This window comes from Longimicrobium sp. (assembly GCF_036399255.1).
Classification (GTDB): domain Bacteria; phylum Gemmatimonadota; class Gemmatimonadetes; order Longimicrobiales; family Longimicrobiaceae; genus Longimicrobium.
Genome location: NZ_DASWNM010000125.1, coordinates 1 through 14,840, shown reverse-complemented (window position 1 = coordinate 14,840; position 14,840 = coordinate 1). Strand labels below are relative to the sequence as shown.

General features: G+C 70.8%; 9 protein-coding genes. 5 read left to right on the top strand and 4 right to left on the bottom strand.

Annotated elements, in window-relative coordinates; genetic code table 11:
* Nucleotides 1-181 precede the first annotated feature (181 nt).
* Nucleotides 182-1,207 carry an LLM class flavin-dependent oxidoreductase gene (locus VGC13_RS23380; protein WP_331127719.1) on the bottom strand — a complete coding sequence of 342 codons (1,026 nt, stop codon included), beginning with the start codon at nt 1,205-1,207 and terminating at the stop codon, nt 182-184.
* A gap of 282 nt (nt 1,208-1,489) precedes the next feature.
* Nucleotides 1,490-2,788, bottom strand: a complete 1,299-nt coding sequence (locus VGC13_RS23375) for a tetratricopeptide repeat protein (RefSeq protein WP_331127718.1) — start codon at nt 2,786-2,788, stop codon at nt 1,490-1,492.
* A gap of 321 nt (nt 2,789-3,109) precedes the next feature.
* Here VGC13_RS23375 and VGC13_RS23370 point away from each other — a divergent pair, with 321 nt between their 5' ends.
* Nucleotides 3,110-4,633: a DUF1990 family protein gene (locus tag VGC13_RS23370; RefSeq protein WP_331127717.1), complete on the top strand. Its 1,524-nt coding sequence runs from the start codon at nt 3,110-3,112 to the stop codon at nt 4,631-4,633.
* 213 nt (nt 4,634-4,846) lie between these two features.
* The gene (locus VGC13_RS23365) at nt 4,847-5,017 is read left to right on the top strand and encodes a hypothetical protein (RefSeq protein WP_331127716.1); all 171 of its coding nucleotides are present in this window, start codon (nt 4,847-4,849) and stop codon (nt 5,015-5,017) included.
* Nucleotides 5,018-5,158: 141 nt separating this feature from the next.
* On the opposite strand, the gene VGC13_RS23360 is transcribed toward VGC13_RS23365, so the two are convergent.
* Entirely contained in the window at nt 5,159-6,484 is a 1,326-nt protein-coding gene (locus VGC13_RS23360) for a DUF1343 domain-containing protein (protein WP_331127715.1), read from the bottom strand.
* A 159-nt stretch (nt 6,485-6,643) separates the two neighbouring features.
* Between VGC13_RS23360 and VGC13_RS23355 the strand changes: the two genes are divergently transcribed.
* The gene (locus VGC13_RS23355; protein WP_331127714.1) at nt 6,644-7,891 is read left to right on the top strand and encodes a GNAT family N-acetyltransferase; all 1,248 of its coding nucleotides are present in this window, start codon (nt 6,644-6,646) and stop codon (nt 7,889-7,891) included.
* 652 nt (nt 7,892-8,543) lie between these two features.
* Nucleotides 8,544-10,247 (top strand): ABC transporter substrate-binding protein, encoded by a 1,704-nt coding sequence (locus VGC13_RS23350; protein WP_331127713.1) that lies wholly within the window; start codon nt 8,544-8,546, stop codon nt 10,245-10,247.
* Nucleotides 10,248-10,898: 651 nt separating this feature from the next.
* Here VGC13_RS23350 and mrdA read toward each other — a convergent pair.
* Nucleotides 10,899-12,761: a penicillin-binding protein 2 gene (mrdA, locus tag VGC13_RS23345; RefSeq protein ID WP_331127712.1), complete on the bottom strand. Its 1,863-nt coding sequence runs from the start codon at nt 12,759-12,761 to the stop codon at nt 10,899-10,901.
* A 334-nt stretch (nt 12,762-13,095) separates the two neighbouring features.
* Here mrdA and rho point away from each other — a divergent pair, with 334 nt between their 5' ends.
* Nucleotides 13,096-14,274, top strand: coding sequence for a transcription termination factor Rho (gene rho / locus VGC13_RS23340; protein ID WP_331127711.1), 1,179 nt, complete (start codon nt 13,096-13,098; stop codon nt 14,272-14,274).
* Nucleotides 14,275-14,840: the final 566 nt, after the last annotated feature.

Genomic DNA, 14,840 nt, shown 5'->3' with positions numbered 1-14,840 from the left:
CCCCTTCACCCATTCACCCCATCACCCATTCACCCCATCACCCATTCACCCCATCACCCATTCACCCCATCACCCATTCACCCCATCACCCATTCACCCCATCACCCATTCACCCCATCACCCATTCACCCCATCACCCGTTCACCCCTTCACCCGTTCACCCCTTCACCCGTTCACCCCTTCACTCAGTCACCCCCCTCCCCTCCAGCCCCATCGCCTTGGCGATCAGTTCATACGACCGCACCCGCGCGTCCCAGTCGTGCGTCACGGTGACGATCATCAGCTCGTCGACGCCGTAGTGGGCGGCGACGCGGTGCAGCTCGTCGCGCACCTGCGCGGGGTCGCCGGCGATCATGCGGGCGCCGTCCTGGCCCAGGCGCGGCGGGGTCCAGTGCGGGCCCAGCTCCGCCAGCGCCTCGTCGGGCGAGGGGATGCCGCGGTCGCGGCCGTGCATGATGCGCGCGCCCCACAGCTCCAGGCTGGCCGCCAGCCGCTGCGCCTGGGCCTGCGTGTCGGCGCAGATCACGCCCAGCCCCACGCTGGCGGCGGGCGCCTCGCGCCAGGCGGAGGGGCGAAAGCGCTCCCGGTACGCGCGCACCTGCCCGGCGCCGTCCAGCCCGCTGATGAACTGCGCGAACGAGTACCCGCACCCCGCCTGCGCGGCGTAGAAGGCGCTGCTGCCGCCGGAGCCCAGCATCCACAGCTCCGGGAGGCCCGCCGCGCGAGGCATGGCGCGGACGCGGCGCCACGGGTGGCCGTCCTCGAACGCGTCGGCCAGCCAGCCGGCCAGGTCCTCCACCTGCTCGGGAAAGCGGTCGGCGTCGATGCGCCCGCGCCCGTACTGCAGCGCCAGCGTGGTGCGCGCGTCGCCCCCCGGCGCCCGGCCGATCCCCAGGTCGATGCGGCCGGGGAACAGCGTCTCGAGCATGCGGAAGTTCTCGGCCACCTGCAGCGGCGAGTAGTGCGACAGCATCACCCCGCCCGAGCCGACGCGGATGTCGTGCGTCACCGACGCCACGCGCGGGATGAGCACCGCGGGCGACGACCCGGCGAACGAGTTGGTGCTGTGGTGCTCGGCCAGCCAGTAGCGCGAGTAGCCCAGCCGCTCGGTGATCCGCGCCAGCTCCAGCGTCTCGCGCACGGCGTCGGCCGCGGTGCCGCCGGTGCGCACCGGCGACTGGTCCACCACTCCCAGCTTCAGTTGCATCGTGTCTCGTGCATCAGGTTCATCGTCCATCCCCCTAATCCGGAACGGTGGGACGGTGGCCGAAAGGGCGCGAGTCGTTTGCTCCGACAGCTGCGGTGCGCGCCCCTCCGGTAAAAGACACGTGTCACGCAGAGGAAGCAAAGGAGATGTTTTCCTCTGCGTTCTCCGTTCCCTTTTCGTGAGCCAAAGCCGCTCCTTCCCAGATTGCACGGGGGCGGCTGGAACGCAGCGACCCTCCCCGGAGGCCGGAGAGGGTCACTGGATGAACGGCCGAAGCCCACCCTACCGTGCGGCGGCTCCGCGCAGCGAGCGCACCAGGTCGGCGGCCAGGTCCTGCGTGTCTTCGGCGCTGGCGACGTTGGCGCCGGCGGGAAGGGCGGGCTGCTCCACCGCGCGCTTGCGGCGGGCGGCGTCCAGCACCGCCTCCGACTCCATCACCACCTGCCCCATCCCCCGGCGCTGCCCCTGCTCGCGGGCGGACTCGGCGGAGCGCTCGGCGCGCACCCAGTCGCGCAGGGTGCTGGCGCCGTGGGCCAGCTCCAGCAGCGCCTGCGGGGCCATCTGCAGCCGCTCCCACTCCGGCTCGGCCGCCCACACCTGCTCCCACGCGTCCTCGAAGCCCGCGCGGTCGCCCGCCGCCCCGGCCGCGCGCCCCACGTTGCCCGCGCAGATGATGCGCTCGCTGGGCTCGTGCAGGTGCGGCAGCACGGCGCGGAACACCTCCAGCGCCGGCTCGAAGCGGCCCTGGCTCATCCAGAAGTACGCCACGTCGTGCGCAAGCGCGGGGAGCTTGGGGTGCCGGGGTCCGTAAGCCCGGAACGCCAGCTTCGCCAGCTCCTGCGCCTCGATGGGCGGGCTGGTTTCCACGGCGATGGTGAACAGGTCGTGCAGCGCCCGCCCCTGGATGTCGCGCAGGGCGTGGCGGCGCGCCGCGCGCAGGCCGCGGATGTGAAAGCGCCGCGCGGCGGGGTAGTTGCCGCGCTGCTTGTACAGGTTGCCCAGCCCCAGGAAGGCCTCGGAGTAGCTGGCCCAGTCCTTGGCCTGCCGCCCCAGCCCCACCGCGCGGCGGAACCAGGTCTCGGCCCGGGCGCCCTCGTTGTTGCGGCGGGCGATCTGCCCCACGCGGAACGCCGCCCCCGCGTTGGTGGGCGACGCCAGCGCGGCCGCCGTGGCCAGCGCCACCGCCGTGGCCAGCAGCCCGCGCTGCTCGGCCCAGTCCGCCGCCTGGCGGCAGGCCGCCATTACCTCCGCCTCCTGCGCGCCCACGGGGTCCGACAGCACCGCCGCGGCGCCGCGCAGCCCCCGCTCCAGCGCGGGATCGGCTCCCACGGCCTCCATGGCCTGCTTGCGCGCGGCCGCCGCGCCCGCGGAGAACAGCCCTTCACGGTCCTCGGGGTCGGTGGCGGACCACAGCGCCACGTCACGGTACGTTTCCCACAGCAGCAGGCCGAGCGGTCCCTGCACCTCTTCCAGCACCTGCGCGCCCGCCAGGCTTTCGCCCCCGTGCACCAGCGCGGGAGGAACGTGCCAGCGCCAGCGGCGCCGGGGCTTGCGGGGGCGATTTGGCGGGGATGCTTCCATGTGCGTGTCGGCTCCGGACAGGTTGGTGGATCACGGCGAAAACCGCCCCGGGAGAGGGGTCGATCCGCCGCGAGCACAGGCGCCCGGCTCTCCGACGAGCCGGGTGGGCCGAATTGTGTTGCGATGGTGGATAGTATTATGGGCCCGACGTGATCCATTACGCCAGAGTTTTGAGTCGGAAGCACCCGCGCCACCGTTTTTTATGAACTTCATGGCTCATAAGGTGTTGTCGTGAAGAGATCGGTTCAGGACGTCCCGTTTTTGGCGTGGGAGTTGCCCCCCCCTCGCCCGCCCGGACGATCACGGAACAGGGAGGCGTGGATGAAGGTGCTGGTGACGGGGGGAACGGGCGTGGTGGGCAAGGCCGCGGTGGACCAGCTGCTGCGGGCCGGCCACACGGTGCGGCTGCTTTCGCGCCACGCCGATGACGACGCGCGGCAGTGGGCGTCGGGGGTGGAGCCGCGCACCGGCAGCGTGGGCAGCGACCAGGCCGTCGCCGGCGCGGCGGACGGGTGCGAGGCGGTGCTGCACGTGGCCGGCATCGTGGCCGAGAACCCCCCCGAGTCCACCTTCCAGGAGGTGAACGTGGAGGGAACGCGGCGCCTGGCGCACGAGGCGCGGCGGGCGGGGGTGCGGCGCTTCGTCTACGTCTCGTCGTACGGCGCCGACCGGGGCGAGTCCCCCTACCACCGCTCCAAGCTCGCCGCCGAGCAGGTGGTGCGCGCCGAGGCCCCCCCCGGGTGGCTCATCGTGCGCCCCGGCAACGTCTACGGCCCCGGCGACGAGGTGATCTCGCTGCTGCTCAAGCTGGTGCGCACCCTTCCCGCCATCCCCCTGATCGGCCTGGGCGACCAGCCCTTTCAGCCGGTGTGGATGGAGGACCTGGGGCTGGCGCTGGCCCGCGCGGTGGAGCGCGAAAGCCCGCGCGAGACGGCGGTGGACGTGCTGGGGCCCGACGTCACCACCATGCGCGGCGTGATCGAGCTGCTGGGCGGGATCACCCAGCGCAGCCCGGTGCTGGTTCCCGTCCCCGAGTTCATGGCCCGGATGGGAACGCAGGCGCTGGAGACGGTGGGGATCGACTTTCCCGTCAAGGAGGGCCAGATCACCATGCTCAAGGAGGGCAACGTCCTTCCCGAGGGCGCGGTGAACGGGCTCACCGAGACCTTCGGCGTGACCCCCACGCCGCTGGGCGAGGGGCTGGGCAAGCTGGCCGACGCGCTGCCGGAGATGCTGCCGTCCGAGGGCACCGGCACGCTGCACCGCCAGCGCTACTGGGCCGACATCCAGGGAAGCCGGCTGAGCCAGGAGGAACTGTTCGAGGTGGTGCGCACCGAGTTCTACTCGCTGGCGCCCAGCGGGCTGCTTGAGGTGGGGGCGGAGCCCGGCTCGCGCACGGCGATGGAGGAGGGCGCCACGCTGACGCTGGAGATCCCCATGCGGGGCCACATCCAGGTGCGCTGCGTGGACGTCAGCGACTGCACCATCACCATGGTGACGCTGCAGGGGCACCCGCTCTCCGGCGCCATCCGCTTCGACGTCACGCAGGTCGCGCCGGGGACGCTGCGCTTCGAGGTGCGCTCGTTCACGCGCTCGGCCGACCTCATCGACCGCATCGGCATGCGGACGTTCGGCAAGGTGGCGCAGCGGGCCACCTGGCGCGGGGTCGTCTCGGCCGCCGTGGACCGCAGCGGCGGCACCGCGCCGGCCGGGGTGGAGGAGGAAGAGACGGCGCTGCACGGCAAGGACGCCGAGGACGTGGAGAACTGGGTGGAGGAGGTGGTGATGCGGTTCCGGCGCGGGCAGTCGCCGGAGGTGGGTGAGGGTGAAGGGGTGAAGGGGTGAAGGGGTGAAGGGGTGAAGGGGTGAAGGGGTGAAGGGCGCGGTCCTCTCCCGCGGGGTTTTGCCGGGGAGGACCGGGGAGAGGGGCGCCGTACACGCTGTCGCCGTTGCGCGGCGTATCTGGACGGAGGGGGAGAACGGGCCTGCGTTTTCGGCTCAACGGAGCGGCGCGGCGGATAGGCGCCGTTGCAGACATTCCCTGGACGGAGAACGACGATGAAGAAGCTCTCGCTGAACGTCGAGGCGCTGAACGTGGAGACGTTCGAGACCAGCAGGCTGCAGGTGCCGCAGGGCACCGTGGCCGGCCACGCGCTGCGCACCTTCCCGGCCCCCGACTACACCTGCGCCTACCACTGCACCTGGTACCCGGGCACCACCTGCGAGTAGTCGCGCGCCCCGGATGCACGAAGACGGCCGGCTCCCCGCGCGGGAGCCGGCCGTCTCTTCATCTGCCGAATCATCTCCTCGAGCGCCTGCCGCAGCCACACCCGAGTCCGCCTTTGCCCGCTGTCCCCTATTCCCTATTCCCTATTCCCTATTCCCTGTCCCCTGCCGCGGATAAATCCGGTACTGCTCGCGCTTGCGCATCCACGCGGCCAGTTCCTCGTCCCAGCGGCGCTGGATGACGCGCGGGTCCTCGCCGCGGTCAAACGCCTCGCGAGCCCAGGTGGAGCCGATCATCTGCGTAAAGCCCGTGTTCATCACCCGGAAGCGCTCGGGGTTCTGCTTCTTGGCCTCGCTCAGCAGCACCAGCGTGGTCCAGACGGGGCGAAAGGCGCGGCGGTCGGTGACCTCGAGCCGCAGCGAGGTGAACGCGGTGTCGCGGTAGGTGGTGTAGACCGCCGGGTCGGCCGTGGGGCGAATCTGCTCGGCGACCAGCCGCACGCCGGGAAGGTCGTACTGCGCCACGGCCTGCAGCAGGCGGCCGGCGTCCAGCCACGGCGCGCCGAAGTACTCGAACGGGCGGTCCGTACCCCGGCCGGTGTGGACGTTGGTGGCCCCGTCCGCCAGCACCAGCCCGGAGTACAGCAGCTCCGCGCCCACCGAGCGGATGTTGGGGCTGGGACGCACGAAGGGCAGCCCCGTCTGGTCGAAGAACACGTCCGGCCGCCACCCCTCCGCCGGCACCACGTGCAGCCGCGCGCCCACGTTGGCGTCGCCGTTGAAGTAGCGCGCCACCTCGCCCGAGGTCATCCCGTGGCGCAGCGGGGTGGGGTAGTAGCCGGTGATGACCTGCGTGACGGTCTTGACCTCCATGTGCATCACCGGCCCCTCCGACACGTCGGTGATCGGGTTGGGCCGGTCAAGCACGATGAAGGGAATGCCCTTGCGCGCCGCCTCCTCGATGGCCATCGCCATGGTCCACACGAAGGTGTACGGCCGCGCGCCCACGTCCTGGATGTCGTAGACCAGCACGTCCACGCCCTGCAGCTCCTCGTCCGTGGGGCGCTGGGTGCGGTCGTACAGCGAGAACACGGGCACGCCGGTCCTGGTGTCGCGCCCGGCCGCCACCGTTTCGCCCGCCTCCAGGTCGCCGCGGATGCCGTGCTCCGGGCCAAAGAGGGCCACCAGGTTCACCCCGTTGCGCCGCAGGTAGTCCGCGGCGTGCTCGCCCTCGCGCGTGACGGCGCTCTGGTTGGTGATGAGCCCCACCCGCTTCCCCCGCAGCAGGTGCATGGAGTCGCGCACCACGATCTCCAGCCCGGGAATCACCGCCGTCTGCATGGCGGGCTGGGCCATGCCGCCCCCCGGCTGGGCCATGCCGCCGGCCGGGGTGCACGCGGGCGCGGCGCACAGCGCGACGAGGGCCGCGGCCAGGAGCGAACGGCGGACGGGAACGGCTGTCATGGGCATTCTGCGATTCATCGGGTGGCGCGCCGCCGCGGCGGGCGCGAGATGGCACGGTACACGCATCGGCGCGGGCGCAGCGCGCCGGCGGCCGAGGGCGCATGATGCTGCGAAAGGCGGGCCATGGGCCGCGCCGTCGCGACGGAGAACACACGGGGAGGCGGAGTGGCGGAGACGTATCGCCCGGCGCGGCCGGACGAGATCGACGTGGTGGCCCGGCTGGTGGCGCACAGCTTTCCCGCGCCCAACCGCGGCCACGAGTGGTGGGAGGACTTCCTGGTCAACGGACCCCACGGCGGGCTGGAGTCGCTGTGGGTGACGGAAGAGAACGGAAGGCTCATCGGCGCGTGCCAGCTGCTCTGGCTACGCCAGTGGATCAGCGGCGTGGACCTGCCCGTCACCGGCGTGGGCTCCGTGGCCATCGCCCCCACGCACCGCAAGCGGGGGCTGGCCACGCGCATGCTCATCGCCGGCTTCGAGCACGCCCGCGAGCGCGGCGACGTGGCCTCGGCCCTCTTTCCCTTTCGCGCGGCCTTCTACGAAAGCCTGGGATACGGCCTGGCCGGCGAGGCGCACCAGTACCAGGTGCCCCCCATGCTGCTTCCCGACGACAAGGCCGAGCGCATGCGCGTGCGGCTGGTGGACGGCGAGCAGGACGAGGCCGCCATGCGCGCCGTCTACCGCAAGGCCGCGCAGCGCCTGCAGACGGGGCAGCTGGACCGCACCGAGCGCAACTGGACGCACAGCTGGCGCCGCGACGACCTGGCGGCCATCCTCTACTGGAGCGAGAGCGGCGAGGCCGAGGGGTACGCGATCGTCCGCTACCGGGCCGACCTCCCCGTCGACCGCCGCTTCATCGAGGTGGAGGAGCGCGTGTGGCTCACCGACAGCGCGCAAACGGGCATCTACGCGTGGTTGAGCACGCTGGGGGATCAGTGGCGCGAGATCGTCTACCGCGCGCACCCGGAGGAGCACTTCGGCGACCGGCTGAGCGAGCCGCGGCTGCCGCTGCTCAGCGCGCCCAGCTGGGGGCTGTGGTTTCCCAGCGCCACCCTGCTGCGCGGCCCCATGTTCCGCATCCTCGACGTCAAGGAGGCGCTGGAGCGGCGGCGGCTGGCGACCACCGACCAGAAGCTGACCTTCCGGCTCGAGGTGAACGACTCACAGATCCCCGAGAACCGCGGCCCCTGGCGCGTGCACATGGAAGACGGGCGCATGGAGGTGCAGCCGTACACCGGCGGCCACGTGGACGCGGAGATGTATCTGCCGATCGATGCCCTGTCCCGCATCTTCATCGGCGCGGTGCCGTTCTGGCAGGCCGGCGGCAAGTCCGTCATCAACCAGCCCGGGGTGATCGACGCGCTGGACCGGGCGTTTATGGTGCCGAAGCCGTGGACGTTTGATCGGTTCTAGGGGGCGGAACTGCAGGGAATAAGGAATAGGGAATAGGGAATAGGGAATAGGGAATAGCGGGATGATGACGACGGCGGCGCGGTTTCGATCACCCGCGCGTTGCCGTCGCTGTCCAAAGAGCCGCGGATGATTGTGGGGCGGGGGATGATGACGGTCCGTTCGGCAATCCTGGGCGCCAGGCCCTGACTTCCTGAATCCGGCGGCGCTCCGCGAATTCCGCCGGATGAAAACAGGATTGTCATTCCGAGGCCCGGCCACGCTGCAATCGGACGATCACGCCGCGGGTTGCAGGGCCGAGGAATCTAGCCTCGGCGCGCGCGAGGTAGGACGCGGCAGCCCGCACGGTCGCCGCGGCGGCGAAACCGTCTGACAGGGCCCGTCACGGGCGTCGCGCCGGGGTGGACGCAGCGTCGTGATGCCGCGGCCACGATCCGCGCAGGCGGATTCTGCGCTTTTTCCGCGGCGAATTCATTCGTTCCCGGGCGGGGCGAACGGGGATTCCGGCGGCGCGTCCAATCGCCTGTGCGAACGTTGGACGGGGTGGAGATGGCGCGGGGATCGGGGTGATGGTGGACTTTGTGCAGTAACGGGGGAGCATTCGGCACGCCGGGGGCAGGCGCGGCCAGGGACAGACACACACGGGAGGCGGAAGATGCGGTGGAACCTGGGGGGGCGGCGGGGTGCGTCCGCCGCATGGATGCTGGCGCTGTCCATTGCGCTGGCCGCGTGCGGCGGCGGCGGTGACCAGAAGGGCGGCGCGCCCAGGGCCGGCGGCGCGGGCGACGAGGGGGTGGGCGCGGGACATCCCACCTTTACCGGCGCGGCCCCCGGCGGCACCATGATCTTTCTGGCCGAAGGCGACGCGGACGACCTGAACCCGCTCACCTTCGACAACACCCAGTCGTACCAGATCGTCCACCTGCTCTTTCGCGCACTGGCCCGGCGCGACAGCACGCTCAGCAACTACACGCCCGACCTGCTGCAGTCGTGGGAGCGCCCCGACAGCGCCACCCTCATCCTGAAGGTGCGCCCCAACCTCAAGTGGCACGACGGGCGCCCGGTGACCGCCGACGACGTGGTGTTCACCATCCAGCGGCAGCAGGACTCGGCCACCGCGTCGCCGCGGCAGGCGGACGTGGGGGCCGTGACCTCGGTGCGCGCGGTGGACCCGCAGACGGTGGAGGTCAAGCTGAACCGCACCGGGCCCAGCACCGTCAACGCGCTGCTGGAGGTGATCCCCGTTCCCAAGCACCTGCTCGAGAACGTGGACCCCGCGCAGATGCGCTTCAACGCCTTCAGCCAGAAGCCGGTGGGCAACGGGCTGTTCCGCTTCGGCAGCTGGACCAAGGGGCAGCAGATCATGGTCGAGGCCAACCCCGACGCCCCCGAGGGACGCCCCGCGCTGGACCGCATCGTGGTGCGCGTGGTCCCCGACGCCACCGCCCGCCTTACCCAGCTGCTGAACGGCGAGGGCGACGCCATGAAGGTGGCGCCCGAGCAGCGCGAGCAGCTGGCCAACGCGCGCGGGGTGCGGCTTGAGACGGCGGCCCAGGTGCGGCCGGGGTGGATCGCCTTCAACCAGCAGAAGGCGCCGGTGAACGACCCCGCCGTGCGGCGCGCGTTCCTGATGGCCATCAACCGCGAGCAGATCGTCCAGGCGCAGTTCGGCGAGCAGGGCACGGCCGCGCTGTCGCCCATCGCCCCCGGGCTGCGGGAGCACAGCGCCGACGTGCGCCCCATCCCCAGCGACCCCAACGGGGCCAAACAGCTGCTGGAGCAGGCCGGCTGGCGCGACACCAACGGCGACGGCATCCGCGAAAAGAACGGGCAGCCGCTGCGCATCGTGGTGGAGGTCTCGTCGTCCGACCAGATGCGCAAGGACATGCTGATCTTCATGCAGCAGCAGCTGCGGCAGGCGGGGATCGACCTGTCCATCTCCGAGATGGAGCGCGCCAGCTGGGTCGAGCGGCTGCGCGGCCGGCAGTTCACCGCCAGCTTCTGGGGGTGGGGATGGGGGCCGGGGGTGATGGGGCCCAACGCCGAGATGCTGTTCCACTCGCGCAGCATTCCCCCCAACGGCGCCAACTTCGCCGGGTACAGCAACCCGCGCGCGGACGCGCTCATCGACAGCATCCTGGTGGAGAACGACTCCACCCGCGCCCGCGGCATGTGGAAGCAGCTGGAGCAGCAGGTGATCGACGACGCGGTGTACGCGCCCATCTTCCTGGACCCCGAGTTCTACGCCGTCAACCAGCGCTTCGCCAACGTCAAGTTCCGCGGCCCGGAGTGGTGGGAGGACGCGATCTACTGGAGCATCCCGGAGAACCGCCGCCTGCCGAGGGATAGGGCGAGGTGAACGGGTGAACGGGTGAACGGGGCGTGCGACGGAGTGTCGCGCGCTCCGCTCGCGTAGCCGGTTGAAGCCCGCCGCTGGAAATACCAGAAGCCCCGTCCCGGCGACGCTCACGCGTCCCCGGCGGGGCTTCACCTGTGTACATCGGCTATCGCGAATTTGTCATTCCGAAGGAGCGCACCTCCATCACCCTGCCGATTCACAGGGGCCTGCGCGCGACTGAGGAATCTACTCTCCGAACTTCCGCGCCCGTCGCCGAGCCGCGGGCCCGTCCGCATCCCCACGTATCCGCCGGTGTCGCGGCACCCGTCCGGTCACGAGAATCCCGACGGTAGATTCCTCGGTCGCGCGCCGGGTGCGGTGGTCGGGGACGGTTCTACGCGGCGCTCCCTCGGAATGACAGATCCGCGCAGGGATGTGCGTGATGGAGGCTGAGGAAACGCGCAGGAGGTGTTTGCGACGTCCATACCCTCTCCCGCTTGCGGGAGAGGGTGCGAGCCTGGGCGAGCGGGTGAGGGCCCCCGCCGACGCAGCCGGATCTCAGTTCTGACTCCCGCACTCCCGCACTCCCGCACTCCCGCACTCCCGCACTCCCGCACTCCCGCACTCCCCTCACTCCCGCACTCCCGCACTCCCCTCACTCCCGCACTCCCCTCACTCCCGCCGGGTCGTGTCGCGCACGGGGTCCACGATGGGGATGTCGGCGAGGGGCGGGTTGGTGTAGCCGTGCTTCTTGTTCAGGTAGTACTCCGCCATCCGCGCGGCCACCGGCGCCGCCGCGCGCCCCCCGCTCTCGCCGAACTCCACGATCACCGCCACCACGATCTCCGGCTGGCCGCCGCGCGGGCCCGCGAAGCCCGTGAACCACGCGTGCGGCTTGCGGGGATCGGCCGAGTTCTGCGACGTGCCCGTCTTGCCGTACAGCTTGAAGCGGCGCAGCTCCACCGCGTGCGCGGTGCCTCCCGCCTCGATCACCGCCGCCATTCCCTGCCACACGGCCTGCAGCGTCTGCCGGCTCAGGCGCAGGTCCGTCTCGACCGGCGTCTCGCGGCGCAGCAGCATGTGCGGCGCGCGGGCCGTGCCGTTGCCCGCCAGCGCGCTGAAGAACTGCGCCATCCGCAGCGGCGTCTGCGCGTTGGGGCCCTGTCCGATGGACACGTTCATCACCTCGCTGGGCGGCGGCCGCCAGCCAAAGCGGTCCACGTACCAGCTCTTCCCCGTGGGAAACGTTCCCGTCCGCTCGCCGGGAATGTCGATCCCCGTGGGGCGGCTGAAGCCCAGGCGCGTTCCCTCCGCCGCCAGCACGTCCAGCCCCAGCCGGATCCCCAGCTGGTAGAAGTACACGTTGCAGGAGTTGGCGATGGCCTGGATGAGGTTCTGCGGGCCGTGCCCGTCGCGCTTCATGCAGCGCGAGTAGCGGCCGGCGTACGCCATCCCCCCCGTGCAGGCCACGGGCATCACGTACTCGGGGGTGATGACCCGCCGCTCCAGCCCCACGATGGCCGTCGCCAGCTTCCAGGTGGACGCCGGCGGGTAGATGCCGGCCACCGCGCGGTTCAGCAGCGGGCGCGCGGGGTCGCGGTTGAGCGCCGCCCAGTCGTGCGAGCGAATGCCGCCCACGAACAGGTTGGGGTCGTACGAGGGCGCCGAGTACAGCGCCAGGATCTCGCCCGTGGAGGGAACCATGGCCACGGCCGCGCCGCGCATTCCCGCCGGCCACACCTGGTGCGCGTAGCGCTGCAGGTCCAGGTCAAGCGTAAGCCGCACGTCGCCGCCCGCCCGCGGCGGCTGCTCGACCGTGGGGGCAAAGCGGCCCAGCACCTGCCCCCGCGAGTTCACCTCGATGAACTGCGCCCCCGGCTTGCCCCCCAGCGTGCGCTCGTACTGCCGCTCGATCCCCGTCTTGCCCACGTGCTGGCCCTGCACGTACCCCTCGAACTCCTTGCTCTGCAGCTCGCGGTCGTTGGCCTCGAGCACGTAGCCCACCACGTGCGCCACCGCCGCGCCGGCCGGGTAGCGGCGGATGGGCCGGCGGTCCAGCCGCAGCCCCCGCAGCGGCACCTGCCGCTCTTCCAGCCGCGACACCTGCTCGAAGCTCAGGCGCGGCGCTACCTGAACCGGCTTCCCCCGGCTGGTGCGTGCCCGGCCGATCACGTCGTGCACCGCGGCCGAGTCCAGCGCCAGCATCTGGGCCACCGGGGCCAGCCAGGCGCGGATGCTGTCGGCCGGGCCGGGGTCCACCATCAGGCTGTACCCCGTCACCGTCTCGGCCACCAGCTTGCCGTTGCGGTCGTAGATGGCGCCGCGGGGGGCGGGGATGGGAAGGACGTCGAAGCGGTTGTCGTCGGCGCGCAGGGCGAACTCGCCGTTGCGCACGATCTGCGTACGGAAGAACGCCGATCCCAGCGCACCCAGCATCAGCACGATGGCCAGTACCGCCCACAGCGAGCGCTGGCGGCGTGAATGCGGATGGAACGGGTCCGCGGGGCGAAGCGAAAGGTCCTGGTAGCGCGACATGCGGCAGGGCGGGGGAACTGCGTCGGGAAATCGACGTAAACTTAAGCGGAGGAACGTGTTTGCGCCAGACGGAACATCGTGCCGGGTGGCGGGTTGTACCCTGGGTGGCAAAGGTGCGGCACGCTGCATCCTTGCGCGGACGCGCCAGAACGCTACTTTTCCGGCATCCCCGCGCCACACGCGTCCGTTGTTTTCGTCCTGCCGCCCTCTGCGGCACACAACTTGACGTTATCCGGCGCGCATCCCAGCCCGATCCCGCGGAGATCCAGTACCTTCCACCGGCAATCTGCCGGCGGGCCTTCGCGCTCCGGAATCTGACAAAACGAAAAACTGCATGAGCCTTTCCGCCCAACCGTCCGCCGTGGCGCCCCCCGCCGGTGCGCCGCAGCCCGCCGCGGACGGCATCCTCGAAATTCTGCCCAGCGGCAGCGGGTTTCTGCGCACCTTCGCCAACGGCTACCAGGCCGCCGACGGGGACGTGTTCGTCTCGCAGTCCGTCATCCGCCGCCTGGGGCTGCGCACCGGCGACCGGGTGCAGGGCACCACGGGCACGCCGCCCGGGCGCGGCAAAAGCCCGCCGCTGGACGAGGTGCACGCCGTAAACCAGCTGGACCCGGCGCAGGCCCGCGGCCGCGCCGACTTCGGCAGCCTGCCGGCGTCGTACCCCGACGAGCGGCTGCGGCTGGAGGTCCTGACCGACGGCGACGGCAAGTCCCGCCGCGACTTCACCAACCGCATCATCGACCTCATCTCGCCGCTGGGCAAGGGACAGCGCGCGCTGATCGTGGCCCCGGCCAAGGCCGGCAAGACCACGGTGCTGCAGGCCATCATGCGGGGCATCCACACCAACTATCCCGACGCCGTCCTGATGGTGCTGCTGGTGGACGAGCGCCCGGAAGAGGTGACGGAGATGCAGATGCTGGGGATCGGCGACGTGATCGCCAGCTCGTTCGACTGCCCGGCCGAGCGGCACGTGACCGTGGCCGAGATGGTGCTGGAGCACGCGCGGCGGCAGGTGGAAAGCGGCCGCGACGTGGTGATCGTGCTGGACTCGCTCACCCGCCTGGCGCGCGCCTACAACACCACCGAGCGCGGCACCGGGCGCATGCTCTCCGGCGGCATCGACAGCGGCGCGCTCGAAAAGCCCAAGCGCTTTTTCGGCAGCGCGCGCAAGGTGCGGGGCGGGTCGGGAAGCCTCACGATCATCGCCACCGCCCTCATCGACACGGGGAGCCGCGGCGACGAGGTGATCTTCGAGGAGTTCAAGGGCACCGGCAACAGCGAGATCGTGCTGGACCGCTCGCTGGCCGACAAGCGCATCTTTCCCGCGATCGACATCGAGAAGAGCGCCACCCGCCGCGAGGAGATGCTCTTTCCGCAGGAGCAGCTCGACAAGATCTACCAGCTGCGCCGTGCCCTGCACTCGCTGGGCCCCGACGACGCGCTGAACCTGCTGCTGAAGCAGATGAACGACACGAAGAGCAACGACGAGCTCCTGGCGCGCCTGCGGTAGCTTTGGAAGTGCGTGAGTGCGTGAGTGCGTGAGTGCGTGAGTGCGTTAGTGCGGAAGTGATGATGACGAAGCGGCGGCCTTCCTTGGGGAGGGCCGCCGCTTCGGTGTTTGGGATGGATTGTCGTGCGGGATCGCGGGCTCGACGACGGGGATCGAACTGGCGCCCGACAGGCCCCCTCTCCCCCGGCCCCTCCCCGCTCGTTCCTCACGGAGAGGGGAGAATTCATCTCGCTCCGGCAGATGCCAACGTTGGCCGCTGGGACGAGGTCCGATACGCCGCAGGCACCTGCCCACACCGGAGAGCCACCAGCCCGCGAAGGCGGACTTCGTGTGGTTGTTGCAGCGAATTCATTCGCCATTGCCTGCCGAACCACTCCACGCCGTCCGACAAACGAAAGCCCCGCCGGCGGATTCGCTTGCGGGGCTTCGTGGATCGATCATCTTCCTCACGCACTCACGCACTCACGCACTCACGCACTCACGCACTCACGCACTCACGCACTCACGCACTCACGCACTCACGCACTCACGCACTCACGCACTCACGCACTCACGCACTCACGCAC